This window comes from Corallococcus sp. AS-1-6, assembly GCF_020037015.1.
Classification (GTDB): Bacteria; Myxococcota; Myxococcia; order Myxococcales; family Myxococcaceae; genus Corallococcus.
Genome location: NZ_JAIQDE010000021.1, coordinates 137,219 through 160,191, shown reverse-complemented (window position 1 = coordinate 160,191; position 22,973 = coordinate 137,219). Strand labels below are relative to the sequence as shown.

General features: G+C 70.7%; 16 protein-coding genes. 5 read left to right on the top strand and 11 right to left on the bottom strand.

Annotated features, from left to right (window positions below; translation table 11 throughout):
- Positions 1–45: 45 nt before the first annotated feature.
- Both K8612_RS26420 and K8612_RS26415 read left to right on the top strand, forming a co-directional pair.
- Positions 46–894, top strand: coding sequence for a MoxR family ATPase (locus K8612_RS26420; RefSeq protein WP_223764339.1), 849 nt, complete (start codon positions 46–48; stop codon positions 892–894).
- Positions 895–913: 19 nt separating this feature from the next.
- Positions 914–2,119, top strand: a complete 1,206-nt coding sequence (locus tag K8612_RS26415; protein WP_223743220.1) for a VWA domain-containing protein — start codon at positions 914–916, stop codon at positions 2,117–2,119.
- Here the strand turns inward: K8612_RS26415 and K8612_RS26410 are convergent, their stop codons facing one another.
- Genes K8612_RS26410 through K8612_RS26395 form a run of 4 tightly spaced genes read right to left on the bottom strand, consistent with a single transcriptional unit; the run spans position 2,120 to position 7,539 of the window.
- The gene (locus K8612_RS26410; RefSeq protein WP_223764338.1) at positions 2,120–3,517 is read right to left on the bottom strand and encodes a sigma-54 dependent transcriptional regulator; all 1,398 of its coding nucleotides are present in this window, start codon (positions 3,515–3,517) and stop codon (positions 2,120–2,122) included. It abuts the gene before it with no gap.
- A complete protein-coding gene (locus K8612_RS26405) occupies positions 3,514–5,844 on the bottom strand; it encodes an ATP-binding protein (protein ID WP_223764337.1) in 2,331 nt (776 codons plus the stop codon). The genes K8612_RS26410 and K8612_RS26405 overlap by 4 nt, the downstream gene beginning before the upstream one ends.
- Before the next feature lie 27 nt (positions 5,845–5,871).
- On the bottom strand, positions 5,872–6,771 hold the full coding sequence (locus tag K8612_RS26400) for a hypothetical protein (protein WP_223764336.1): 900 nt from the start codon (positions 6,769–6,771) through the stop codon (positions 5,872–5,874).
- Positions 6,772–6,774: 3 nt separating this feature from the next.
- Positions 6,775–7,539 (bottom strand): hypothetical protein, encoded by a 765-nt coding sequence (locus tag K8612_RS26395; RefSeq protein ID WP_223764335.1) that lies wholly within the window; start codon positions 7,537–7,539, stop codon positions 6,775–6,777.
- 275 nt (positions 7,540–7,814) lie between these two features.
- On the opposite strand from K8612_RS26395, the gene K8612_RS26390 reads away from it, so the two are divergent.
- Positions 7,815–9,473 carry a hypothetical protein gene (locus K8612_RS26390; RefSeq protein WP_223764334.1) on the top strand — a complete coding sequence of 553 codons (1,659 nt, stop codon included), beginning with the start codon at positions 7,815–7,817 and terminating at the stop codon, positions 9,471–9,473.
- A 115-nt stretch (positions 9,474–9,588) separates the two neighbouring features.
- Positions 9,589–11,646, top strand: a complete 2,058-nt coding sequence (tkt, locus tag K8612_RS26385) for a transketolase (RefSeq protein WP_223764333.1) — start codon at positions 9,589–9,591, stop codon at positions 11,644–11,646.
- 86 nt (positions 11,647–11,732) lie between these two features.
- On the opposite strand, the gene K8612_RS26380 is transcribed toward tkt, so the two are convergent.
- The 4 genes from K8612_RS26380 to K8612_RS26365 all read right to left on the bottom strand — a co-directional run bounded on the left by K8612_RS26380 (position 11,733) and on the right by K8612_RS26365 (position 16,036).
- A complete protein-coding gene (locus K8612_RS26380) occupies positions 11,733–13,229 on the bottom strand; it encodes a hypothetical protein (protein ID WP_223764332.1) in 1,497 nt (498 codons plus the stop codon).
- Between the two features lie 207 nt (positions 13,230–13,436).
- The gene (locus K8612_RS26375; RefSeq protein WP_223743228.1) at positions 13,437–14,033 is read right to left on the bottom strand and encodes a GNAT family N-acetyltransferase; all 597 of its coding nucleotides are present in this window, start codon (positions 14,031–14,033) and stop codon (positions 13,437–13,439) included.
- Between the two features lie 12 nt (positions 14,034–14,045).
- A complete protein-coding gene (gene truB, locus K8612_RS26370) occupies positions 14,046–14,945 on the bottom strand; it encodes a tRNA pseudouridine(55) synthase TruB (RefSeq protein ID WP_223764331.1) in 900 nt (299 codons plus the stop codon).
- Positions 14,942–16,036 (bottom strand): AAA family ATPase, encoded by a 1,095-nt coding sequence (locus K8612_RS26365; RefSeq protein ID WP_223764330.1) that lies wholly within the window; start codon positions 16,034–16,036, stop codon positions 14,942–14,944. Before K8612_RS26365 ends, truB begins: the two co-directional genes overlap by 4 nt.
- Positions 16,037–16,171: 135 nt before the next feature.
- On the opposite strand from K8612_RS26365, the gene K8612_RS26360 reads away from it, so the two are divergent.
- On the top strand, positions 16,172–17,737 hold the full coding sequence (locus K8612_RS26360; RefSeq protein ID WP_223764329.1) for an LVIVD repeat-containing protein: 1,566 nt from the start codon (positions 16,172–16,174) through the stop codon (positions 17,735–17,737).
- 10 nt (positions 17,738–17,747) lie between these two features.
- On the opposite strand, the gene K8612_RS26355 is transcribed toward K8612_RS26360, so the two are convergent.
- The 3 genes from K8612_RS26355 to K8612_RS26345 are packed head-to-tail and all read right to left on the bottom strand — an operon-like array spanning position 17,748 to position 22,938.
- Positions 17,748–19,775, bottom strand: coding sequence for a response regulator (locus tag K8612_RS26355; protein ID WP_223764328.1), 2,028 nt, complete (start codon positions 19,773–19,775; stop codon positions 17,748–17,750).
- Positions 19,772–22,564, bottom strand: a complete 2,793-nt coding sequence (locus K8612_RS26350) for an ATP-binding protein (RefSeq protein ID WP_223764327.1) — start codon at positions 22,562–22,564, stop codon at positions 19,772–19,774. Before K8612_RS26350 ends, K8612_RS26355 begins: the two co-directional genes overlap by 4 nt.
- Positions 22,564–22,938 carry a response regulator gene (locus K8612_RS26345; protein WP_223743234.1) on the bottom strand — a complete coding sequence of 125 codons (375 nt, stop codon included), beginning with the start codon at positions 22,936–22,938 and terminating at the stop codon, positions 22,564–22,566. Before K8612_RS26345 ends, K8612_RS26350 begins: the two co-directional genes overlap by 1 nt.
- Positions 22,939–22,973 lie beyond the last annotated feature (35 nt).

The following is a 22,973-nucleotide window of genomic DNA, read 5'->3' as shown; positions in this document are numbered from 1 at the left end:
TGGGGAGGGATGGAAACATTCCCCGGGATGTTAAAGGAACCAACCATGACTCCGGTTCCCACTCCTGTTCGATTCCGCGGCACCGACTCCTACCTCACGAGCGAGGGCCTGCAGGCGGCCGTCAACTGCGCCCTCACGCTCCAGCGCCCCCTGCTGGTCAAGGGCGAGCCCGGCACGGGCAAGACGCTGCTGGCGGAAGCGATTGCCCAGGGGCTGGGATTGAAGCTGCTCACCTGGCACGTGAAGAGCACCACGCGCGCGCAGGATGGCTTGTATGTCTACGACACCGTGCAGCGGCTGTATGACTCGCGCTTCGGGGACGGGGACGTGCGAGACATCCGGCGATACATCCGCATGGGGCCGCTGGGCGAGGCGTTCGCCGCTCTGGAGCGCGTGGTGTTGCTCATCGACGAGGTGGACAAGGCGGACCTGGAGTTCCCCAACGACCTGCTCCACGAGCTGGACCGGATGCGCTTCCGCATCTCCGAGACGAACGACGAGGTGGTGGCGAAGCACCGCCCCGTGGTGCTCATCACCAGCAACAACGAGAAGGAATTGCCTGACGCGTTCCTGCGCCGGTGCGTGTTCCACTTCATCGACTTCCCGGAGCGCGAGCTCATGCAGCGCATCGTGGACGTGCACCACCCGGGGCTGGACGCCGCGCTGGCGGACCAGGCGCTCAAGGTCTTCTACGAGCTGCGCGCGATGACGCGCCTGCGCAAGCGGCCGTCCACCAGCGAGCTCATCGACTGGATTTCCGTGCTCAAGGCCAACGGCGTGGTGGAGCTGAAGCTGGAGGAGCAGTTGCCGTTCCTGGGCGCGCTGCTCAAGAAGGAGCAGGACCTGGTGGCGGTGGCGGAGGCCTTTGGCCGCGGCCGGCGGACGCGCGCTTAAGGGACACGGGGACCACGCCATGTTCCTGCCGTTCTTCTACGAGCTGCGAAGGCGCGGGGTGAAGGTGGGCGCGCAGGAGGCGCTCGCCCTGGCCGGGGCGCTGAAGGCCGGGCTGCATGACAGCAGCCTGGATGGGTTCTACCACGTGGCTCGCGCGCTCCTGGTGCACTCGGAGACGCAGTTGGATGCCTTTGACCAGGCGTTCCTCGCGCACTTCCAGGGCGTCGCCTCCGACGCGCTGAAGCTCACCGAGGAGCTCTTGTCCTGGCTGGAGGAGGCGAAGGAGCGCACCGACCTGAGCCCGGAGGAGATTGCGCTGCTGGAGCAGTGGGACCCGGAGGAGCTGCGGCGGCAGTTGGAGCAGCGCCTGAAGGAGCAGACCGAGCGCCACGACGGCGGAAGCCGCTGGGTGGGCACGGGCGGCGCGTCTGCCTTTGGCAACAACGGCCTGGCCCGGCAGGGCGTGCGCATTGGCGGCGCGGGCGGGCGTCAGGGCCAGGCGCTGTGGCAGGCCGGGGCGCGCAAGTACGCGGGCTACCGCGACGACCTGGTGCTGGACACGCGGCAACTGGCGGTGGCGCTGCGCAAGCTGCGGGCCTTCGCGCGCGAGGGCGTGGCGGAGGAGCTGGACGTGGACGAGAGCATCGCCGCCACCGCGAAGAACGCGGGGGAGCTGGAGGTGGTGACGCGTCCGCCGCGCCGGCCCAACACGCGCGTGGTGCTGTGCATGGACGTGGGCGGCTCCATGGACCCGTACGCGCACCTGGTGAGCCGGTTGTTCAGCGTCGCCAGCCAGGCCACGCACTTCAAGGAGCTGCGCACCTACTACTTCCACAACTGCGTCTACGGGAAGCTGTACGCCACGCCGCAGCTCACCGGCGGCATCACCGTGCCGGAGCTCACCGCGCAGGTGGGGAGGCATCACAAGCTGGTGATGGTGGGGGATGCGTCCATGGCCCCGTATGAGCTGGGCATCCGCACGGATGCCAATGGCCAGTACCGGCAGGAGGGGCTGGAGGGTCTCACGTGGCTGATGCAACTGGCGCAGCACTTCGAGCGCAACGTGTGGCTCAACCCGGAGCCTCGCGGGTCGTGGCGCTCGGGGACCATCGCGGTCATCGCCAACGTGTTCCCCATGTTCGCCCTCACCGTGGAGGGGCTGGGTGAGGCGGTGAACCACCTGACCCGGGGGAAGACGCCCCGGGGGGCGATGGCGCGGCGGTAGTCATTGCTCCGGGCCGGAGAGGGGCTCGTCCTCCTTCCGGCCCAGGCGCCGCTCGATGGCCTTGCGGTGCACGCCCAGCAGCCGCGCGGCGGCGCTCTTGTTGCCCTCGGCGAGCGACATGGCTTCGGTGATCATCGCCTGCTCCAGACGCTCCAGCTTGTCTCCCGCGTCGGGCATCCGCAGCACCGTTCGCACGAGGTCCTTCATGGGGTCCTCACGCGCGGCGCCCTGGCTGGGACGGCCCGGCAGCTCGGCGAGGACGTCGGGGGTGATTTCGTCCGTTTCGGCGAACACCGCCAACCGGTCCACGAGGTTGCGCAGTTGGCGGACGTTGCCGGGCCAGGCCATCCGCGTGAGCTGGTCCACGGCTTCGGAGGAGAAGCGCAGGGAGCGCCGCTGCTGCTGGACGAAGTGGGCGAGCAGCGCCGGGATGTCCTCGCGCCGCTCCTCCAAGGAGGGCACCCGGACCTCCAGCACGTTGAGCCGGAAGTAGAGGTCCTCGCGGAACTTCCGCTGCCGCACCAGCTCCTCCAGGTCCGCGTGCGTCGCGGCCGCCACCCGGCCCTGGAAGGCCTGCTCCGCCGTCGCACCGATGGGACGGAAGTGCCCGGCCTCCAGCACTCGCAGCAGCTTGGCCTGGAGGCTCAGTGGCAGCTCCGCGATCTCGTCCAGGAAGAGCGTCCCCTGCCCTACCGCCTTCAGCAGGCCGTCCTGCCGCCGGTCCGCTCCGGTGAAGGCCCCCCGCTCGTGGCCGAAGAGCTGTGATTCCATGAGCTGTTCGGGGATGGCGCCACAGTTGATCTCCAGGAGTGGCGCGTCCGGCCTGGGTCCCAGGGCGTGCAGCGCTCGGACGGCGCCTTCCTTTCCGGCGCCCGTGGGGCCCAGGACGAGGACGGGGCGGTCCGACAGCGCCACCCGGCGCACCAGGGACAACAGGCGCTGGTGCGCGGCGGAGCTTCCCACCATCCCTGGCATCCGCTGGGTGCCTTCGCGCGCGCGGAGGACCTGCACCTCCTGCTCCAACCTCCGCCGGTCCCGGAGCCCTTCGAGGATGGGGACGATGAGCTCCGCGCAGAGGTCGTCCTTGAGGACATAGTCGTAGGCGCCCAGGCGCATCGCGGTGCGGATCTCCGCCATCTCGCTGGAGGCGGTGACGACGATGGGGACCGCGCTCGTGCGCTTGCGGATCTCCTCGATGAGGACGAGCCCGTCGCGGTTGCGTGAGTCCGCGCTCAGGCGGATGTCCACCAGCGCCACGTCGATGGACTCCTCGGCAAGGCACCTTCGCGCCTCGTCGAGGCTGGCGGCCTCCCGGAGCTCCAGGCCCGCCATGGAGGAAAGCACCGTCGTGAGGACCCGCCGTGCGCTGCGCTGGTCGTCGATGATGAGGATCTTCATGCACTCTCCAGCGAACGGGGGTCCGCGAGGCGGCGGGCGTGGATGCGGAAGCAGGTGCGCCCCTGCTCGCGATGGACGGCGATGTTCCAGCCGAAGCGCCTCACGATGCGCTGGGTGACGGACAGCCCCAGGCCCAGCCCCTCCTTGCGCGTCGTCACCCAGGGGTCGAACAGCGTGTCCTTCGCGGCCTCTGGAATACCCGGGCCCGAGTCCCAGACCTCCAGGAGCTGCTCCGGGCCCTCCTCCCAGGCTCGCACGCCCATCTGTCCGCCGTCCCCCGCGGCCTGTACGGCGTTGCGCAGGAGGTTGGCGAAGAGCTGCACCATGGCATCCGGCTCCGCGAGCAGTTGAAGCGACTCGGGGATGTCGACCGTGACGTTGATGCGCCTTGCCTGGACCTGATCCCGGATGAGGTCCAGGGCGCGGCGGGCTCGGGGAAGTACCGCCACTGGTTCCACTCGCGGCGGTGGCAATGACAGGCGGCGCAGAGACCCGAGCATGCGCTCCAGCCGTTCGATCTCTTCCCGGCCGATGTCGACGTCCTCGGCTTCCAGTGGCTGGGACTGACCGCCCTGGCGGAGCAGGTGGCGGAAGAAGTTCAGCGGATAGGCAATCTCGTGGGAGATCTCCGCGCTCAACACCGCGAGGGCGAGCCGCTTCTCCTCGTGCGCCGCGCCCACCTGCGCCTGGCGGAGCACGTCGAGTTCCTGGAGGACCTGGGCGTTGTGCAGCGCCACGCCACCCAGGCTGGCGATGGTCTGGAGCAGCTCCAGGTCCGCGTTCGTGTAGAGCGCGGCCTGATGCTTGGGGGCCAGCAGCAAGACGCCCCGCAACTCGCCTGACGAGCGCATGGGGACGAGAAGCCTCCGGTGCCAGGGGCCCTCCTGCGTCCACAGGTGCGTGCCCGCTTGAAGGGTGGCCTGCGCATTCTCTGGCAGGTGCTCCACCATCGACCATTCTCCCAGGTCGAGGACCTGGACCTGCCCCGTGGGCAACCAGCGCCGGACGACTCGCTCCAGCGTGTCCCGGAGGGCACCGGGCTCACGCGGGGCGGACAGCTCGTCGCTGAGCTGTTCCACGGTGGGGCGGAACTGGAGGGTGGCGGGGAAGAAGAGTCGGACCACGAGCGGTCTGCCGAGCAAGACCAGGGCCAGGAAGGTGGCGAACGCGACCAGCAGCGGCAGCGCCTGCGACACCGTGGAGACATCCAGGAACCGCCGCGTCGCGAGCCATGCGAAGGAGGCCGCGAGCAGTCCCGCCAGCACGAGGGGAATGGCCAGCAGGCGCCGCGTGAGCACCGCGGTCACCGCCAGCACGTTGTGCCGGATGAGGCCGTAGCCGATGGACAAGGGCAGCAGCGCGATGAAGCAGGGCACCACCAGGTAGAAGCCCCGGCCGGAGAACACAATCACCGCGAGCACGACCGGGAGCGCGGCGAGCCCCCAGGCCGCCGCGAGCAGCTCCGCCCGCGCGCGTCCGGTGCTGCCTCGGAGCCGGACGAGGATGGCCACCCCGCAGACCAACAGCGAGCCCTGGGACGCGACGTCCACCCAGTGGCGGACCCGGGCCGTGCCCAGGCCCAGGCCTGGAGCGAGGAGGAGCCACGCCGCCGCGAGCACGGCCGCCACCGCCAGCAGCCACAGCGCGCTCAGCCAGAAGCGACGCAAGCGCACGGGCCGCTCCGGGAAGGCGTATCCCAACCACACGCTGCCCACCGCCGTCCCCAGGCGCGACAGGATGAAGAGCGGCATGAAGGTGGCTTGCGTGTGGTAGTCGAACAGCGTGAGCAGGAAGACATGGCTGGAGATGCACAGCACGCCGTAGGCCAACGCCCCGTCCCTCCGGCCCGCGAGCAGCAACACCAGCAGGCCGGACCACAGCAGGAAGCCGCCCACCAGGGCGTAGACCCCGAACAGGAAGAGGCCTTCTTCCGCTCCGAAGTGGCGCAGGGGTTGGTTCAGGGTGAGGCGTTCGCCGCCTCGCCGGAGGAACGTCAGCGCCACGTGCGTGCGGCCCTGGCGCGCCGCCTCCTGGACACAGGCGCGCAGTTGCGTTCCAGGCAGCCCCGACCTCGCGACGTCTCCGTCCATGGGAGTTCCCTCGCAGGCCACGAGGAGGTCCGGGTGGCGCAAGGGCATCCGGTGGCCCTCGCTCCACGTGGGCAGGTAGACGGAGGAGAAGGCTCCGTAGGGGTCCACCAGCAGCGACGCGAAGGGGGTGCCCAGCGTGGCCGACACCCGCCATGCCACTGTCGCGCTCAGCCCCACGCCCAGGACGGCGAGGAGGAGGACGGTCCACCACCGGCCGCGCGTCACGCCAGACGTCATGTCCCCGGGCTCCTTGCCCCTGCGGGTTCATGGGTTCGTGACGGCGGGCCCCCCATAGAGCTGTGTCACGGCCGCCACCAAGGCGAGAGCGCTCATCTCCGCCTGGAGTGACGACTTCCCGGCATGGGATTCATCCAGGGAACGTGCCCGGTCCGCAAGCCAGGCGCTCAGTTCGTGAAAGCCGCCTTCGCGCGCCACGGCCGCCCCGAGCCGGGCCACGCCGGGCGCGGTCCGCAGCAGGCCTCGGGGCGGATGGCCCAGGGCCTCCGGGAAGCCGATGCCGTGGAGCCGGGTGTCCTCGTCCGTGTCGAGGGCGTCATCGAGGCATTGGGAGCTGAGCAGGAGCAGGTCGAAGGCGCGGCGGAACACAGGCAGCCGCGCGGGGGCGCCGTGGGCGAGCAGGAGGCAGAAGGCGCTGGTCCCCAGCCAGGACACCTTCTGGCTCACGAGGCAGGCGTACTGGGCCATGGACAGCCTGCGGCGGGACAGCAGGGCCTTCTCGTTGGACACGGCCTCGGCCCAGTCCTCCAGGGCCGCCTTGATGGCCTCGGTCGCGAGGACCTCGTTGCCGGTCGCCTCCGTCAGGGATTGCAGCCACTGGTCGAACAGGGCCTGACGGAGCCGGGGCCACTCCGGGCGCGGTGGGACCTGACCGTCGTCGAGCCGGTCGATGAGGAGGCCAAAGAAGCCTCCGCGGTGGTGGGCGCGGAGGTAGCGGGATTGGAGCTCCGGGGCGAGCCCGGGGCCCGGGCACTCGGACGCGTAGGCCGGCAGGCGCTGGAAGGGGGCCAGGGCGCTGTAGTCGTCCCAGCCTCCTTCGGGATGGGTGGTCAGGCCCAGGTGGAAGGGGAGCTCCTTGGCGAAGGGCTGGAGGTCCTTGGGCAGCGCTTCGAGCGTGACGGCGTATTCGAGGTCGCTGGGGCCCATGGGTCAGTAGCAGATGTTGCCCTTGTCCAAGGGAGCGCCAATGACACATACGCCTCCTTCCTCGTAGGGCTCCAACTCCGACAGCTTCCTGTTCGCCAACAGCGAAGCCATCTGCGCGACAACCGCCTCGTCGATGTCGAGCGTGACAAGCCTGGGCACGGCTTGTCCCTGCTTGTTCACCCGTGGCCACACGAAGCCCGTGAAGGCTTCGTCATTGAAGAGCACTCCCAGCACGACCTCAATGGCCATTGGCCATTCAGCACGGGCGGCTCTCTTCAACGCATGGAGATAGTTGTGCGCCTGGTGGCTGTTCTCATGCCGGAACAACCAGTGGTAGAGAAGCGCCAGCTCGTACGAACCGAACTTGAGGACGCCATACTCGTCCGGCTCGTTGGGTTTCATCGCGTTCGGGACCTGGATGTCTTGCAACAGCGCATACCTGGGTGAGAACGCCTCTTTGAGGCCCTCCCACTGCCTCAGGCTCAAGGACGTATTCGACGCCGTGCCAAACCCGGAGGCGACATAGAACTCCTTGAGCCGGGTGTCTGCCCTTCCGCGAGCCACCGTGTCGTTCGCCACGCTCCCCCGCGCGGCCCTCACGATGCCGCACATCTCCTCGCGGGCCTGGATTCCCGGGTCCTGGTCGGTCGGATCCAGTTTGTCCGCCGGCACGGGCATTCGGAAGAGCTGGCTGTAGATACCTCTCAAGACGTCTCGGGGGGCTCCCTCAGTCACTTCCTCATCCTTCGGCTTCCCGATTCCTGACATGGCATCACTCCTCAGGCTGTTTTGCGTTGATCATCCAAGCAACAGGCGTGCCTTTGCGTCCAGTCACGGTCAGATGACTGCCTCCGGGTCGTAACGCCTGCCTGGAGTGGACGAATCCGTCCACCCTGGCCGGGCAGTTGGCCGGGTTCGTCCCATGCCTCGGGGCCTTGCCCTGGCGCACGGGCGGCATGTGTCTTGCTCAACAGCGATTCCTGTCAGGCCGACACCGGAATTCCTGGCTCCGCGTCCGGCCGGACCCGCCCTTGAGGATCGCCATGCACGAACGAACTGGCGGGGCCGTGCTGCCCCGACTCCTGGCTGTGTTGTGTCTGCTCAGCGCATTGAGCGCCTCCGCTCAGCCCTATGAATACCTGGCCGTCTATGAACCCACCGTGGAGTCAGCCAAGCCGCTTCGACTGGAGGTCAGCCGGAACGGACTGCTGCCCGATGGCGGCGAACAGCACCGGCTCGACCGGCTCGTGGTGCACTTCAAGACCGACGGCGTGTCCTTGAGCGCCCTGTCCCTCTTCACCCGGCTGCGCTTCAAGGCGGAAGTCGGCGCCATCCAGGCAGAGAGCGAGGTCTTCAAGGAAGACATCAGCAAGCTCCCCGACCAGGAACATGTCCTCATGCGCTGGCGGGGGGATGACCGGACCGAACCCGTCGCCAACGTCAAGATCACCGTCGAGGCCGTCTACACCGCGGAGTTCCTCTGCCTCCAGGAGGGCGCGCTCCTCCAGAGCGAATCCGGCGTGGAGACGTCCCAGGTCCCCCACTTCTCCAAGGCCCCCAAGGACAGGGATCCGAAGAACCCCGAGGCGCCTTCCCCTCCCAGGGACTTCTCGCGACGGCTCATCCGGGACGGCGAGTCGAGTCCGCTGCTGATCTACACGTTCTGTTACGACTCCGCGGACAAGGACCGTGGAGGGGTCGCCTGGAGCACGGCCATCAAGAATCCGCGCTTCCTGTTCGACGACCAGGCGCCGTCCGTCAGTGCCTTCCGCCAGGCCCACAAGCGGGCGCTGTCCGACCGCATCGTCCGGCGGCTCAATGACCGCTTCTCCAGCTTCGGGCGTTCGCTGGTGTCGGAGACCTCCGAACCGGACTACGACAACGTCCGCGTCGAGGTGAAGGACTCCCTCTCGCTCGCCATCGTCAAGAGCGTGGGCTCGCTGTTGCTCGTCGAGGAGGCGGGCGGCGCGGTGCAGCCCCTGGCCGACCTCATCGACCAGGACGCCGAGGTGGCCCTCCGGCTGGGCTACCCCCACTGCTACCAGTTCCCCTATGGCTCCATCATGAAGAGCCCCTGGGTCTTCGAGCTGGAGGTCCCCGACGGCAAGGACGGCAAGACGCGCAAGGCGAAGGTGGACCTGGGCTTCCAGGACGGGTGCACCCGGAAGCTGCTGGTCCCCTGGAAGGACTACCTCAACCAGCGCGTCACCTTCCGCGTCATCTACCGGGTCCCCGAGCGCGCGGACATCGTCGTCTTCAACGACTCCTTCAACGTCTACAACCTGGGGCTCATCACCACCGCGCCCATCATCACGGAGATCGTCTCCGCCGCGCAGAAGGCCTCGCCCCGCGACGTCGAGGCCACGTCCAGCATTCCCGTCTCCTTCGCCCTGCCCGTCAGCCCCAATCGCTCCGCCTCCGTGGCGGTCACCTTCCCCTTCACTGTCAGCTTCAACACGCGCACCTTTCCCAACCTGGCGGAATACTTCGCCGTGGCCCCCTCCATCTCCCTGGTCGCGGGAAGCGCCTCGACAAGCTCCGGGGAAGAGGATGCCAACGTCCGGCTGGCCCTGGGCGTGGGCGTCAACCTGGCCCGGGCCTTCCACTTCGGCTACGCGTGGGCTCCCTCCGATGGCGGCCGGTACGTGCTCCTGGGGATTTCCATCCCGGACCTGCTCCCGCTGTTGAAGAAGGGCGAGTAATAGCCCCCCGCCCGACCGTCGGTGTGCCTGCCGACGGACGGGCGTGTTTGGTGCGGCGCGGCGGCTTCAGTTACGGCATGGTGCGCCCGCGACGCAGTCCTGCGCGGGAGGCCGCATGACGACCGAGAAGATCGATACCCAGGCAATCAACACCATCCGCACGCTGTCCATGGACGCGGTGGAGAAGGCCCACTCGGGCCACCCGGGCGCGCCCATGGCGCTGGCTCCCGTGGCCTACCAGCTCTGGCAGCAGGAGCTGCGGTACGACCCGGCCACGCCGAACTGGCCGGACCGCGACCGCTTCATCCTGTCCAATGGCCACGCGTCCATGCTGCTCTACAGCCTGCTGCACCTGGCGGGCGTGAAGCGCGTGAAGGACGCCCAGGTCCTGGACGTGCCCGCCGTGTCCCTGGACGACATCCGCAACTTCCGCCAGTTGGACTCCGCCACGCCGGGCCACCCGGAGTACCACTGGACCACCGGCGTGGAGACCACCACCGGCCCCCTGGGCGCGGGCGTGTCCAACAGCGTGGGCATGGCCATCGCCAGCAAGTGGCTGGGCGCCCACTTCAACAAGCCCGGCTTCGACCTGTTCACCCATGACGTCTACGCCCTCTGCGGCGACGGCGACATGATGGAGGGCGTGGCGTCCGAGGCCGCGTCGCTCGCGGGCCACCTCCAGTTGCCCAACCTGTGCTGGATCTACGACAGCAACCACATCTCCATCGACGGCAGCACCGACCTGGCCTTCACCGAGGACGTGGGCCGCCGCTTCGAGGGCTACGGCTGGCGCGTGCTCAAGGTCACCGACGCCAACGACCTGGACGCGCTGTCCAAGGCCTACACGTCCTTCAAGGACGAGCGCGGCAAGCCCACGCTCATCATCGTCAACTCGTTCATCGGCTTCGGCTCGCCCAAGAAGCAGGGCTCCGCCAGCGCCCACGGCGAGCCCCTGGGCGCGGATGAAATCAAGGCCACCAAGAAGGCCTACGGCTGGCCCGAGGACGCGCAGTTCCTGGTCCCCGACGGCGTGCGCGAGCGCTTCCAGGAGCGCATGGGCGCCCGCGGCAAGGCGCTGCACGACGCGTGGGAGAAGTCCCTGGCGGACTACCGCAAGCAGCACCCGGAGCTGGCGCGCGAGCTGGACGCGCTGCTCAAGCGCGAGCTGCCCGAGGGCTGGGACAAGGAGCTGCCCGTGTTCCCCGCGGACGCGAAGGGCATGGCCACGCGTGAGTCCGGCGGCAAGGTGCTCAACGCGCTGGCGAAGAACTACCCGTGGCTCGTGGGCGGCTCCGCGGACCTGAACCCGTCCACGAAGACGTACATCTCCGCGTCCACGTCCATGAAGCCGGGGGAGTACTCGGGGCGCAACATCCACTTCGGCGTGCGCGAGCACGCGATGGGCTCCGTCGTCAACGGCCTCAACCTGAGCCACGTGCGCGGCTACGGCGCCACGTTCCTCATCTTCAGTGACTACGAGCGCCCCGCCATGCGCCTGTCGTCCCTGATGGAGATTCCGTCCATCCACATCTTCACGCACGACTCCATTGGCCTGGGCGAGGACGGCCCCACGCACCAGCCCGTGGAGCAGTTGATGTCCCTGCGCGCGGTGCCGGGCAACGTGGTGCTGCGCCCCGGCGACGCCAACGAGGTGACCGAGGCGTGGCGCTACATCGCGCAGCAGAAGCACCACCCGGTGGTGCTGGTGCTGTCGCGTCAGCCGGTGCCCACCCTGGACCGCACGAAGTTCGCTCCCGCGTCCGGCGTGGCCCAGGGCGCGTACACGCTGCTGGAGGCGGAGGGCGGCACGCCGGACGTCATCCTCATCGGCACGGGCACGGAGGTGGCGCTGGTGGTGGAGGCCGCGGAGAAGCTCAAGGCCGAGGGCGTGAAGGCGCGCGTGGTGAGCATGCCGTCGTGGGAGCTGTTCGAGCAGCAGCCCCAGGAGTACCAGGACCGCGTGCTGCCCCCGGGCGTGAAGGCGCGCGTCGCGGTGGAGAAGGGCGCGGCGTTCGGCTGGGAGCGCTGGGTGGGCCACACGGGCAGCGTCATCGGCATGCGCAGCTTCGGCGCGTCCGCCCCCATCAAGGCGCTGCAGCAGAAGTTCGGCTTCACCGTGGAGAACGTGGTGAAGGAGGCGCACGCCACCATCGCCAAGGCGAAGAAGCACTGAGACGCCTGTAGAAAAGAGAAGTGCCCCGGACCCTCCCCCGAAGGTCCGGGGCACTTCAGACTTCCAATCCCCCCTACGACTTCACCTCAGGCCGCGTAGAACACGGGGCGCGTGGGGCGCGGGTTGCTGACGAACTTCATCTCGTTGATCATCTTCTTGAAGTCCTTCGGGTCGATGCCCGTGGAGCCCTGGGCCTGCGCGCGGGTGGCGTACTTCTCGTAGGTGTCGACCACCTTCTTCGCCTCCGGCGTGAGGCGGTCGTAGTTCTGGCGCGCCCACTTCATCGTGTCGGTGAACTCGGTGCCGGCCGCCTGGCCGTCCAGGTCGCCCGCGCCCTTCTCGATGGCGGCGGTCAGGTCGTTGCCGGAGATCTTGCCCTTCTTGGCGTCCAGGCCCTCCAGCGCGTCGCGCATGGAGCTGTCGTGGAAGGTCTTGAAGCCCTCCATCTTCTTGAACATGGCGTCCGCCTCCTTCTGGGTCATGCCCTCCGGGCCGGCCTTCTTCGCGGCCTGCTGGTAGGTCTTCAGGACCTCCTTCGCTTCGGGCGTGAGGCGGCTCTCGTTCTTGGCGGCCCACTTCTCGAACTCCTTCAGCTCGGAGGTGGAGGAGTGGCCGTCCGTGTCGGAGATGCCGTCCTTGATGGCCTTGGCGAGGTCCTCGCCGGAGATGGGGCCGCTCTGCTTGTCGAGCGCCTCCGTGGCCTTGCGGGCGCTCACGTCACCGGCGCCCACCTGGCGCAGCTCCTTGTTCATGGCGGCGGTCTCCGCGCCGGTGAGGCCGGTGCGGCCCTGGGCCTGCGCCGCCTTCGTGTGCTTGCGGTAGACGTCCAGGACCTCCTTGGCCTCCGGGGACAGGCGGCTCTCGTTCTTGGAGGCCCACTTCTCGAACTCCTTCAGCTCCGCGCCGCCGGCCTGGCCGTCGTGGTCCGCGGTGCCGGCCTTGATGGCGCGGGCCATGTCCTGGCCGGACACCGTGCCGCCGTGGGTCTTGCTGTCCAGGTGGGCGAGCGCCTTCTTCGCGCTGGCGTCCCCCACGTCGCGCATCTCCGCGAGCATCTTCTTGAAGTCGCCCTGGGGGATGCCGGACTCGCCGCGCGCCTGGGAGAGCGCCGCGTACTTGCTGTAGATGTCCATCACCTGGCGGGCCTCCGGGGTGAGGCGCTCGCGGTTGTTGGCGGCCCAGTCCGCGACGGCGCGGTACTCACCGGAGGCGGCCTGACCGTCCAGGTCGCCGACGGCGGCCTCGATGCTGTCCGCGAACTGCTCCGCGCCGATGGAGCCGGAGGTCTGGTTCAGCTTGTTCATCTCCACCATGGCGCCCAGGTCCTTGGGCTGCCAGTTGTCACGCGGGCCCACGCAGCCGTGGCCGCGCGAGGAGAAGCGGTCACCCAGGTGCGCGTGGCGGGACTGCAGGTCGTGGAGCTGCGACTTCAGGCCTTCCATCTGCGACTTCATGTTGTTGAGGGTGGCCTTCATCTCCGCCGCCTGCTTCGCCGGGGACGAGGTGCCGCGCAGGACCGCGAGCTGCTTGTCGTTGACGGACGCCTTGTTGATGTTCGCGGTGACGGTGGACTTGATGGTCATTTTTGATCTCCGGGTGGAGCGGCTTCCGTTGCGGAAGCGGTCATGCCGGGACCTATTGCTCGCGTCGTGCCAGCCCGCCGGGCCAGCACACCCTGAAGGATTCCCTGGGGTTACGCGGCGATGACGCGAAAGCCGGGGTGGTGACAACAGTCACCAGCGGTGATGACTGTCACCATCCCCCCGCCCCCGGGGTGGTGACGAAAGGCATCACTTCCGGCGCGAGGGCTTGAGCGCCTTGCGCACGCGCTGCTTGCCGGCGGGGCGGGCCGCGACGTGGACGTAGCCCCGCTTGAGGAAGAACGGGAGCGTGCCCGTGTAGGCCATGCCGTTGCTGATACGCGCCGAGCCCCGGGGCGGTTTCACCGGATAGCCTTCGAGGGTGGTGGCGCCTTCACGACGCACCACGGCCTCCACGGCGGCGAGCAGCGCGGTGGCCACGCCCTGGTTGCGCCAGTTGCGGTGGATGAAGAAGCAGGGCACGGAGGTGACGGCGTCCGCGTCGTCACACTTGAAGCTGGGGGCGCGGTCCAGGCGCGAGAAGTGGCGGCGCGGGCCGAAGGTGGCCCAGCCCACCGGTTCGCCTTCCGCGTAGGCGAGGATGCCTCTGGCTTCTCCGCTCGCGACCAGGGCCTTGAAGCGGCGCTTTGCTTCGGGGCCTCGGACGTCGTCGTAGCGCTCGCCCTCCGGGATGCGCCAGTACATGCACCAGCAGCCGCCGCAGGCGCCGTTGGGGCCGAAGAGCTTCTCGAGGTCGGGCCAGAGCTCCGGGGTGAGCTCCACGGTCTTCAGGTCGGGTGGGGCCATGGGGCGCCCGTTCTAGACGCCGCCGCGCAGCTCTGTCTCGGGCCAGAGGGCTCCGTCCCGGAGGGTGAGCAGGAAGGTCAGCTTCCCCTGGTGGAAGCCGCGCACGGGGCCCGGGGGCTCCGGGTAGCCCGGGGGCAGGCGCCAGTCCGGGGGCTGGAGCGGCGTGGCGGCGATGGACTGGCCCTGGCGCAGGGCGCCCACGTCCTGATCCGTGAGGGCTCGCGAGGACGTCCAGGGGAGCAGGTCTCGGCCGTGCCGTTCGATGCGCGCACCACCGGGGCCCGGGTCCTTCCAGGGGCCGATGGCCGTGCGCTTCAGCGCGGAGAGGTGCGCGCCGCAGCCGAGCGCGCGTCCCAGGTCGCGGGCCAGGGAGCGGACGTAGTAGCCGCCCCGGCAGGTGAGCTCCAACGTGCTGGCCCCGGGCAGGTCGTGCGCGAGCCAGCGCGCGCTGTGCAGGTACACGCGCGACGGAGGCAGGACCACGGCTTCGCCCCGGTGGGCCTTGCGGTAGGCGGGCTCGCCTCCGAGCTTCTTCGCGCTGGTCGCGGGGGGCACCTGCTCCGTCCAGCCGAGGAACGGGCGCAGTGCCTCATCGAGGCGCTCGGGGGTGAGCGCGGTGGGGTCTCCCTGGTGCACGGGGCGGCCGTGCAGGTCTCCGGTGTCCGTCTCCGTGCCCCACTCCACGCGGGCCTCGTAGACCTTGGGCGCCGCGTGCAGGTGTTCGAAGAGGTGCGTGGCCGGGCCCACCAACATGAGCAGCAGCCCTTCCGCGAATGGATCCAACGTGCCGCCGTGGCACAGCGCCGTGCGGCGGCCGGGCCGCGTCGCCTGTGCTTCCTCCTGGAAGGCCCGGACGGTGGCGAAGCTGGTGGCGCCCACGGGCTTGTGCGTGAGGTAGAGGCCAGGGGTCATGCGTCGTTCCCGCTCCGCTTCACCGTCGTCGCGCCCGATTGCTTCTCCAGGTGCACGGGCGAGGTGCCGGTCTTGTCCGCGATGACGCGCGCCAGGGCCTCCGCGTGCGTCGTCACCCAGACCTGGCTGTGCTCGGAGGCGCGCACGATGAGCCGGCCCAGCGGCTCCAGCAGGTCCGGGTGCAGGCTGGTCTCCGGTTCGTTCAGCGCGAGGAACGGCGGCGGCCTGGGGCTGAGCAGCGCCGCCAGCAGGCAGAGGTAGCGCAGCGTCCCGTCCGACAGCTCCGGCGCGGACATGGGCCTCGACAGGCCGGGCATGTGCAGGAAGAGGCTGAAGCGGCCGTCCTCCGCGCGCACCTCCAGCCTGGAGCCGGGGAAGGCGTCGTCAATGCCCTGCTCCAGGGCGCGGTCATCGCCAATCTCCCAGACGGTTCGCAGCGCCGCCGCCAGGTCGCGCCCGTCCGGCGCGAGCACCGGCGTGCGCACGCCCACCTGCGGGTGGCGGGGCAGCGCGTCCGGGTCCGTGCGGAAGTGGTGGTAGAAGCGCCACGCGCTCAGCGTGCGCTGGACCTCGCCCAGCCTGGGGAAGCGGTGCGGTTCGGAGAGCTGATCCATCACCGACTCCGCGCCCCACAGCTCCGTGGGGAACGTGATGCGCTTGCCGTCCGCGTCGCGGATGAAGGCCGTGCGGTCCTTGCGCTCCATCAACACCAGACGCCGGCCTCCGGCGTGCGCCCAGAGGTGCTCCTCCTTCACCTCCGGATCCAGGGTGAACATCGTCTGGGGTGGCGACGTGGGCACCACGCCGCACTGCAGTTCGTAGGTGAGGTCGTCCAGGTCCACCGTCACGCGCAGGCGCACCGGCTTCTTCGGGTCTCGCGGGCCGGCCCACATCACGCTGGGTGTACCGCCCTCCTCCGCCAGCGTGCGCGCGAGCCGGCCCTCCGCCGCCGCCGCGAGCAGGTACAGCGCGCGGTACAGGTTCGTCTTGCCGCTGCCGTTGGGCCCCACCACCACGGTCACCGGCCCCAGCTCCAGGTGGAGCTGACGCACGGAGCGGTAGCCTGCGATGTCCAGACGCGTGAGGGCCATGAGGTGCGCGCGAGCCTATCCGGCCCGGGGTGCTTCCGGGGGGGTCACGCGGCCGCGGCCGCCCCTGAGCTAGACTCCCCCGCGGCTTCGCGTCGGCCGTGGACCGCGAAGCCTTCGCGCAGGAGCCTCCATCCCATGACGTCTTCCCTTCGCCTCCTGGGCACGGGCCTGTTCGCCTGCGCCCTGTCCCTGTCCGGCTGTAGCGACGCCAACCCTCCCGGGCCGGGACCGTCGGATCCGAAGCCGGCCGCCGAGCTCACCGACTACGTCGACGTGGTCCCCGACGAGCCCTGCATGGACGCGAGCTACGTGGAGCCCCGCGCGAACTGCTCCGACCCGGCCAGCTTCAACCTGACCGGCTGCGACCTGGCGGCGGTGCGCGCAGTGGAGCCCTCCGGCGTCTACCAGGCCCTGCTGCGCTACACGTCCGCGAGCGCGTTCGGCGCGGGCTTCCGCCTGGACACCACGCCCAGCTTCCTGGGCAGGCCCCTGGTGCGAAACGAGGTGGGCCCCCAGGGGTTCTTCATCACCGGGGAGTACGTCACCTCCGCCAACAAGCATCAGCGGTACGCGCTCGCGGGCTGCCGCGTGCCGGAGCCCGGCCGCATCACCGGCTGCTTCGTGCGCTGCACCGACGGCGTGCCGGATTACTCCGGCACCTTCGACGCCCGGCGGATGAACCTGGCCCACGAAGCGGACACCGGCGCCCGGCCCATGCGCCTCGTCTCCGAGACCGCCGTCCCGGTGGGCGACCCCGTGGACGTCTACGTCACCAAGGGCCACGCCTACGTGGTGTCCCTGCCGCGAGGCAAGGAGGAGCCCGGCGGCCTGAGCGTCATCGACGTGAGAGACCCGGCCCACCCCGTCCTCGTCACCCGCCTGAGCCAGCCCAACGACAACTACTGGAACGGGGTCTGGGCCAAGGGTGACGCGCTCTACGTCGCCAGCGGCGACTCCGGCGTCATCGTCTACGACATCACGAACCCGGCGGACCCGCGGTACGTGCGCGCGCTGCCCGGCGGCGCCATCGACGTGCACACCGTGTTCGTGGACGGCGACCGGCTGTACGCCATGTCCCCGTCCCCCGGCGGCGTGACGCTCGTGTTCGATGCGTTCCTGCCGCTGGAGCCCTCCCTGGCCGGCCGCATCAGCGTGCCCCACGAGCCGGGCGCCTACCCGCATGACGCGTTCGCCCATCGGGGGCGGCTCTACATCAACCACTCGACCACCGGCTATGTCGTCGTGGATGTCACCCGCACGGACGTGACGCCCGTGCTGGGCACGTACGCCTTCACCGGCCAGTACAGCCACGCGAACGCGGTGGGGACCTTCAACGGGCGCACCATCGCCTTCGAGGGCGGCGAGCGCCCGGGCGCGCACCTGCGCGTGCTGGACGTCACCGACCCGGCGCGCATCCGCCTCCTCGCGGAGGTGCGCAAGCGCCGGCAGACGTCCATCCACAACATGGTGCTGGTGGGCACGAAGCTGTACGTGGCCTGGTACCACGAGGGCGTGCGCGTCTTCGACGTGGCCGACCCCGAGCACCCGAAGGAGGTGGCCGCCTTCGACTCCTTCCAGGAGGCGCACCCGCGCAGCACCGACAGCCTCTACCAGGGGGCCATCGGCATCCGCGTGCCGGGCGACGGGTACGTGTACGCCGTGGACCTGTCGCGCGGGCTGCTGGTGCTGGCGGAGCCGTGACGCGCGGACGTCACTCCGTTTCGATGCGGTTCCGGCCGTTCTCCTTCGCCCGGTAGAGCCGGGCGTCCGCGGCGCGCAGCAGCTCGTCCAGGGTGGTGCCGTCCCGCGGCGCCACCGCGAGCCCCGCGCTGAAGGTGACGTGGAAGGTCTCGCCCGCGTCGCCCTCGAAGCTCATCGCCGCCAGCTCCTCCGCCGTGCGGGAGAGGATGTCCTTCGCGCTCTCGGCGGACTCGCCCAGCAGCGCGACGACGAACTCCTCGCCGCCCCAGCGGGCGCGCAGGTCCTCGCGGCGGAAGCGCGCCCCCAGGAGCCGCCCCAGCCGCATCAGCACGCGGTCCCCCGCGAGGTGGCCGTGCTGGTCGTTCACCTTCTTGAAGTGGTCCACGTCCAGGAAGCACAGCGCCAGCGGCTTGTCGCTCCGGCGCGCCTCCGACAGGCGCGTGCCCACCGCCTCCACGAAGGGGCGGCGCAGCATCAGGCCGGTGAGCGCGTCACGCTCCGTGCGCTCGCGCGACAGCCGCGCCCGCTCCAGCCGCGCGTGCACGCGGGCGCGCAGCTCCTCCTTCAGCACGGGCTTGGCCAGGTAGTCATCCGCGCCGGCCTGGAACGCGGCCAGCCGGAACTCCAGCCCCACCTGCGCGGTGATGAGCAGGATGGGCAGGTCCTGCCACTCCGGCGTCAGGCGCAGGATGCGGCACAAATCAAACCCGCTGGGCCCGGGCATCTGCACGTCCAGGAGCAGCAGGTCCGGGCGGTGCTGCGCGAGCGCGTCCAGGAGGCCGTACGCGTTCTCCAGCCCCACGACCTCCACGGCGTCGCTCACCAGCACCTGGGAGAGGGCGCGCACCGCCTCCGGGTCGTCATCCACCACCATCACCTTCGCGCGCTCCAGCCGGCGCGTGGCCACCAGCCGCTCCGCCGCGGTGGCGAAGTCCTGCTGGGTGAAGGGCCGGGGCAGGAACAGCGACGCGCCCGCGTGCGCCGCGTGCACGCGCTCCTGGAGCCCCCCTCCCGAGCTGGAGAAGGCCAGCGGCAGGGACTGGTGGCCCTCCATCGCGCGCAGGGCGCTCGCGGTGGCGAGCCCCGCCGGGCCCATGTGCAGGAGCGCGCCGTCCACCCACTGCCGCTCCGCCGCGGCGCAGGCCTCCTGGGGCGTGGCGGCCGTCACCACGCGCACCCCTTCGCGCTCGCCCATCTGGCGCGCGTCCGCGAGCACGGCCGCGTCCTCGTCCACCACGAGCAGCGTGCCCATGGCGGAGACGACGGCCTCCTCCGGCTCCGGCTCCGGGGTGAGGACCGGCAGCGACACCCGGTCCTCCAGCGCGCGGAAGCCCGCGTCCACCCGGGCCCAGTCCAGCGCGCCCCCGGCCTTCACCGGCCGGAGCGCGTCCTCCAGCGCGCCCGCCGCGATGCTCACGTCGCGGAAGCCGTAGCTGCCCGCGGTGCCGTGCAGCTTGTGCACGGCGTTGTAGGCCTCATCCAGGGCCGCCGCGTCGCCGTGGCGCCCCTTGCCGAGCAGGGCCTGGAGCGTGGCCAGCCGCTCCGGCAGCTTCGCGCCGTAGTCCGCGCTCAAGAGGGCCAGGCTCGCCGCGAAGTCGTCCGCGGGCGCGGGGGCATCCGCCTCCAGGGCCTCCTGCGGCGGGGGCGGCGGCCGGGCCACCGCGAAGAGCTGCTCCAGCCACACCGCCAGCTCCTCCGGCCGGTAGGGCTTGTGCACCACGCGCGCCACGCCCAACTGGCGCGTGAGCAGCTCGTGGCTCTTCAGGTCCTTCCAGAAGGCGGAGGCGAAGAGCACCGGCAGGTCCGGCTTCGTCTTGCGCAGCTCCCGGATGAAGTCCGCGCCCGTCATGCCCGGCAGCAGGCCGTCCACGATGGCGGCGTCCACCGGCCGGGACCGGAGCACCTCGCGCGCTTCGTCGGCGGTGCGCGCGGGGGTCACCTGGTAGCCCCGGTCCCGCAGGAAGGTGCAGACCAGGGCCTGGAGGTCGCGGTCGTCCTCCAGGAAGAGGAGCGTCTTGTCACTGCGCGCGGTGCTCATGGCATCGCCTTTCGAGGCGCGGCCGCGGCGTCGCGGCGGGCCAGCAGTCCGTTGAGCAGCTCCCGCACGGAGGCCACCAGCTCCTCCTCCGAGGCGCGGGCCTTCGTCAGGTGCCGGGTGATGCCCAGCGTGAGCTGGCGCTGGTCGGTGCGCGACAGCTCGCGGCCGGTGAAGACGATGAGCGGCGTGGCGCGGCCCTTGCCCTGGCGCAGGATGTCCACCACCTCGAAGCCGTCCAGCCGGGGCAGCCCCACGTCCAGCACGATGAGGTCCGGGGGCGTGTCCCGCGCGAGCGCCACCGCGCTCTCCCCGTCCGCCGCCTCGATGCACAGCGCGCCCAGCCGCTCGAACTGCGCGCACAGCACCCGGCGCGTGGTGGCGTCGTCGTCCACCACCAGCACGCGCGCCTGGCCCGGCTGGCGCATGGCGTATCTCAGGGTCTTCAGCAACCGGGCTTCCTCCACGGGCGTGGGCAGCCAGTCCACCACCAGCGCGGTGCCCATGTCCTTCGCGCCCGGCTGCGAGCGCCCGGACAGGGCCAGCACGGGCAGCTCGCGCGTGCGCGGGTGCTCCCGCAGGCGGCGCACCCAGTCCAGCACGGGGCCGTCTGGCATCCGCGTGTCCACCAGCAGCGCGTCCGGCGGCGCGTGCTCCACCGCCTGCATGGCCTCCGCGAGCGTGGCGGCGCGCACCGCCCGGTAGCCCTCGTGCGACAGCAGGCCGCGCAGGAGGGCGGACAGCTCCGCGTCCGCGGTGACGATGAGCACGTTGTGGCGCGACTCGTCCCGGGGCAGCGGCGCGGCGGCGGGCGCGCGCAGGGCCTCCAGGGTGAAGTGGAAGGTGGCGCCCTGGCCCGGGGGGCTCGACACCTCGATGCGGCCGCCGTGCTGCTCCACGATGGCCTGCGAGATGGCCAGCCCCAGGCCGGTGCCGCCCTTGGAGCGGGTGTCGGACGCGTCCAGTTGCTGGAAGCGGCCGAAGAGGCGGGGGAGCTTCTCCTCCGGGATGCCGGAGCCCTGGTCCGTGACGCTGAAGCGCACCCGGCCGTCCGCCGTGAAGCCGGCCGCCACCATCACGGAGGCGCCCTGGGGGGAGAACTTGATGGCGTTGGAGACCAGGTTGGTGAGCACCTGGATGAGCCGGTCGCGGTCGCCCTTCACCTGCGGCGCGCCCTCCACGTCCGAGCGCAGGGTGACGTGCGCCGCCTCCGCCATGCCCTGCACGCCCGCGAGCGTGGCCTCCACCAGGTCCTGCGCCGGCTGCGGCTGGAGCTTCAGCTCCAGCATCCCGGACTCCATCTTCTCCAGGTCCAGGATGTCGTTGATGAGGCGGATGAGCCGCTCGGTGTTGGTGCGCGCGATGCGGACCATGTCCAGCGCCTGCGCGGGCAGCTCCCCCACGATGCCGTTCTCCAGGAGGCCCAGCGAGCCCCGGATGGAGGTGAGCGGGGTGCGCAGCTCGTGGCTCACGGTGGAGACGAACTCGTTCTTCATCCGCTCCACGGCCTTGCGCTCCGTGAGGTCGCGCACGAAGACGGTGGTGCGCGGCGGGCCGTCCGCGTGCACGCGCGCGAAGGTGAGCTCCGCGGGGAACACGTCGCCGTCCGCGCGCAGGCACGGCGTCTCCAGGCGCGCCGCGCCGCCGTCCTGGAGGAGCGCGGCGTGCACGGCCTCCCGCCGCGCGGCCGGCAGCGACGCGGGCAGCGCCAGCGTCAGGAAGTCCGCGCCCACCGCCCGCGTGGACGGCAGGCGGAAGTGGGCCTGCGCGGCGGGGTTGAACTCCGCGACGCGGCCGGACTCGTCCAGCACCACGATGCCGTCCGGTGACGCCTCCAGGATGGCGGCCTTGCGCGCGTCGCTGGCCCGCGCCTCCGCGCTCGCGGCGGACAGGGCCTGGGTGCGCTCCGCCACGCGCGCCTCCAGCCCCCGGTTGAGCTCGCCCAGCGCCGCGGACGCCCGCGCCAGCCGCACCAGCACCACGAGCACGTAGCCCACGAGCAGGAGCGACACGCCGAAGAGGACGATGCGCGTGCGCTCCGCGCGGGCCTGGGACTGCGCCTGGAGCTGGAGGTAGGTGGTGATGAGGCGCTCGGCCTCGCCGGTGGCGCCGGGGTCCAAGAGCGCCTGGAAGGACGCGTCCGTGGCGCGCTGGAGCGCCATCAGCTCCCGCGTGCGGGCCTCCAGGGCGTCCAGCGCGGCGAGCGCGGGGGCGGCCAACGGCTGCTCCTCCCGCGCCCGGGCCAGGCGCGCGAGCGAGGCCTCCACGCGGGTGCCCGACGCCTCTCCCGGCGCGCGCGAGGCGAGCAGCACGTCCACGTCCATGGCCTCCACGTGCGCACGCGCCGGGCCCGGGGGCAGCGCGGCGGCGGTGGCGGCGACGGCGCTGGGATGGGCCTCGCGCAGTCCAGCGAGCCGCTGCTCCTTCTCACGGGCCGCGGCCAGCAGGACGCGCGAGCCCTCCAGCGTGCGCAGGTACGTGTCCAGGGAGGCGTTGAGCGAGCGCAGGCCCTCCGCCGGGAGGGAGCCGGGCGCGGCGCGCAGTTGGCGGGCGCGGGCGGCCAGCGCGTCGAAGTCCCGGCCGGAGGCGCCGTGCAGTTGGGCCATGCCCACGCGCTGGCGCAGCACGTCCTGCTCCAGCTCCGACGTGGCCACGCGCAACTGCCGCAGTTGGGTGCGGTAGCGGTCGTGGTCGGCGGTGGAGCCCGGGCGGCCCAGGACGAACAGGGCGCACAGCAGCACCAGGGCGCCGGCGGCCAGCGCGGCGGAGCGCTTGGACAGGCGCGGTTCCATCAAGGCACCAGGAGGCGGATTTCCCGTGGCAGGGTCATGGGGTCGAACGGCTTGCCGATGACGCCCACCGCGCCCAGCTCCAGGTAGCGCGCCACCTCCTGCTTCTGGACCTTGGCGGTCATGAAGATGATGGGCGTGTTCGCGGTGGCGGGCTGGGCGCGCAGCCGGCCGAACGTGGTGGGCCCGTCCATGCCGGGCATCATCACGTCCAGCAGGATGAGGTCGGGGCCCTCCTGGCCCGCCTTCTCCAGGGCCTCCGCGCCGGAGGACGCGAGCACCGTCTTCCAGCCCCCCACCCGGCTCAGGCTCAACTGCCCGATGGTGCGGATGTCGTCCTCGTCGTCCACGAGCAGGACCTTCTCGATTTTCGCCATGGGAGGGGGTGCTCCGGGAAGCGGGGTTTGGATCG

Bases quoted from the DNA above. Each gene is read 5' to 3' on its own strand.
- K8612_RS26420 (WP_223764339.1), top strand. From the start codon at position 46: ATGACTCCGGTTCCCACTCCTGTTCGATTCCGCGGCACCGACTCCTAC.
- K8612_RS26415 (WP_223743220.1), top strand. From the start codon at position 914: ATGTTCCTGCCGTTCTTCTACGAGCTGCGAAGGCGCGGGGTGAAGGTG.
- K8612_RS26410 (WP_223764338.1), bottom strand. From the start codon at position 3,517: ATGAAGATCCTCATCATCGACGACCAGCGCAGCGCACGGCGGGTCCTC.
- K8612_RS26405 (WP_223764337.1), bottom strand. From the start codon at position 5,844: ATGACGTCTGGCGTGACGCGCGGCCGGTGGTGGACCGTCCTCCTCCTC.
- K8612_RS26400 (WP_223764336.1), bottom strand. From the start codon at position 6,771: ATGGGCCCCAGCGACCTCGAATACGCCGTCACGCTCGAAGCGCTGCCC.
- K8612_RS26395 (WP_223764335.1), bottom strand. From the start codon at position 7,539: ATGTCAGGAATCGGGAAGCCGAAGGATGAGGAAGTGACTGAGGGAGCC.
- K8612_RS26390 (WP_223764334.1), top strand. From the start codon at position 7,815: ATGCACGAACGAACTGGCGGGGCCGTGCTGCCCCGACTCCTGGCTGTG.
- tkt (WP_223764333.1), top strand. From the start codon at position 9,589: ATGACGACCGAGAAGATCGATACCCAGGCAATCAACACCATCCGCACG.
- K8612_RS26380 (WP_223764332.1), bottom strand. From the start codon at position 13,229: ATGACCATCAAGTCCACCGTCACCGCGAACATCAACAAGGCGTCCGTC.
- K8612_RS26375 (WP_223743228.1), bottom strand. From the start codon at position 14,033: ATGGCCCCACCCGACCTGAAGACCGTGGAGCTCACCCCGGAGCTCTGG.
- truB (WP_223764331.1), bottom strand. From the start codon at position 14,945: ATGACCCCTGGCCTCTACCTCACGCACAAGCCCGTGGGCGCCACCAGC.
- K8612_RS26365 (WP_223764330.1), bottom strand. From the start codon at position 16,036: ATGGCCCTCACGCGTCTGGACATCGCAGGCTACCGCTCCGTGCGTCAG.
- K8612_RS26360 (WP_223764329.1), top strand. From the start codon at position 16,172: ATGACGTCTTCCCTTCGCCTCCTGGGCACGGGCCTGTTCGCCTGCGCC.
- K8612_RS26355 (WP_223764328.1), bottom strand. From the start codon at position 19,775: ATGAGCACCGCGCGCAGTGACAAGACGCTCCTCTTCCTGGAGGACGAC.
- K8612_RS26350 (WP_223764327.1), bottom strand. From the start codon at position 22,564: ATGGAACCGCGCCTGTCCAAGCGCTCCGCCGCGCTGGCCGCCGGCGCC.
- K8612_RS26345 (WP_223743234.1), bottom strand. From the start codon at position 22,938: ATGGCGAAAATCGAGAAGGTCCTGCTCGTGGACGACGAGGACGACATC.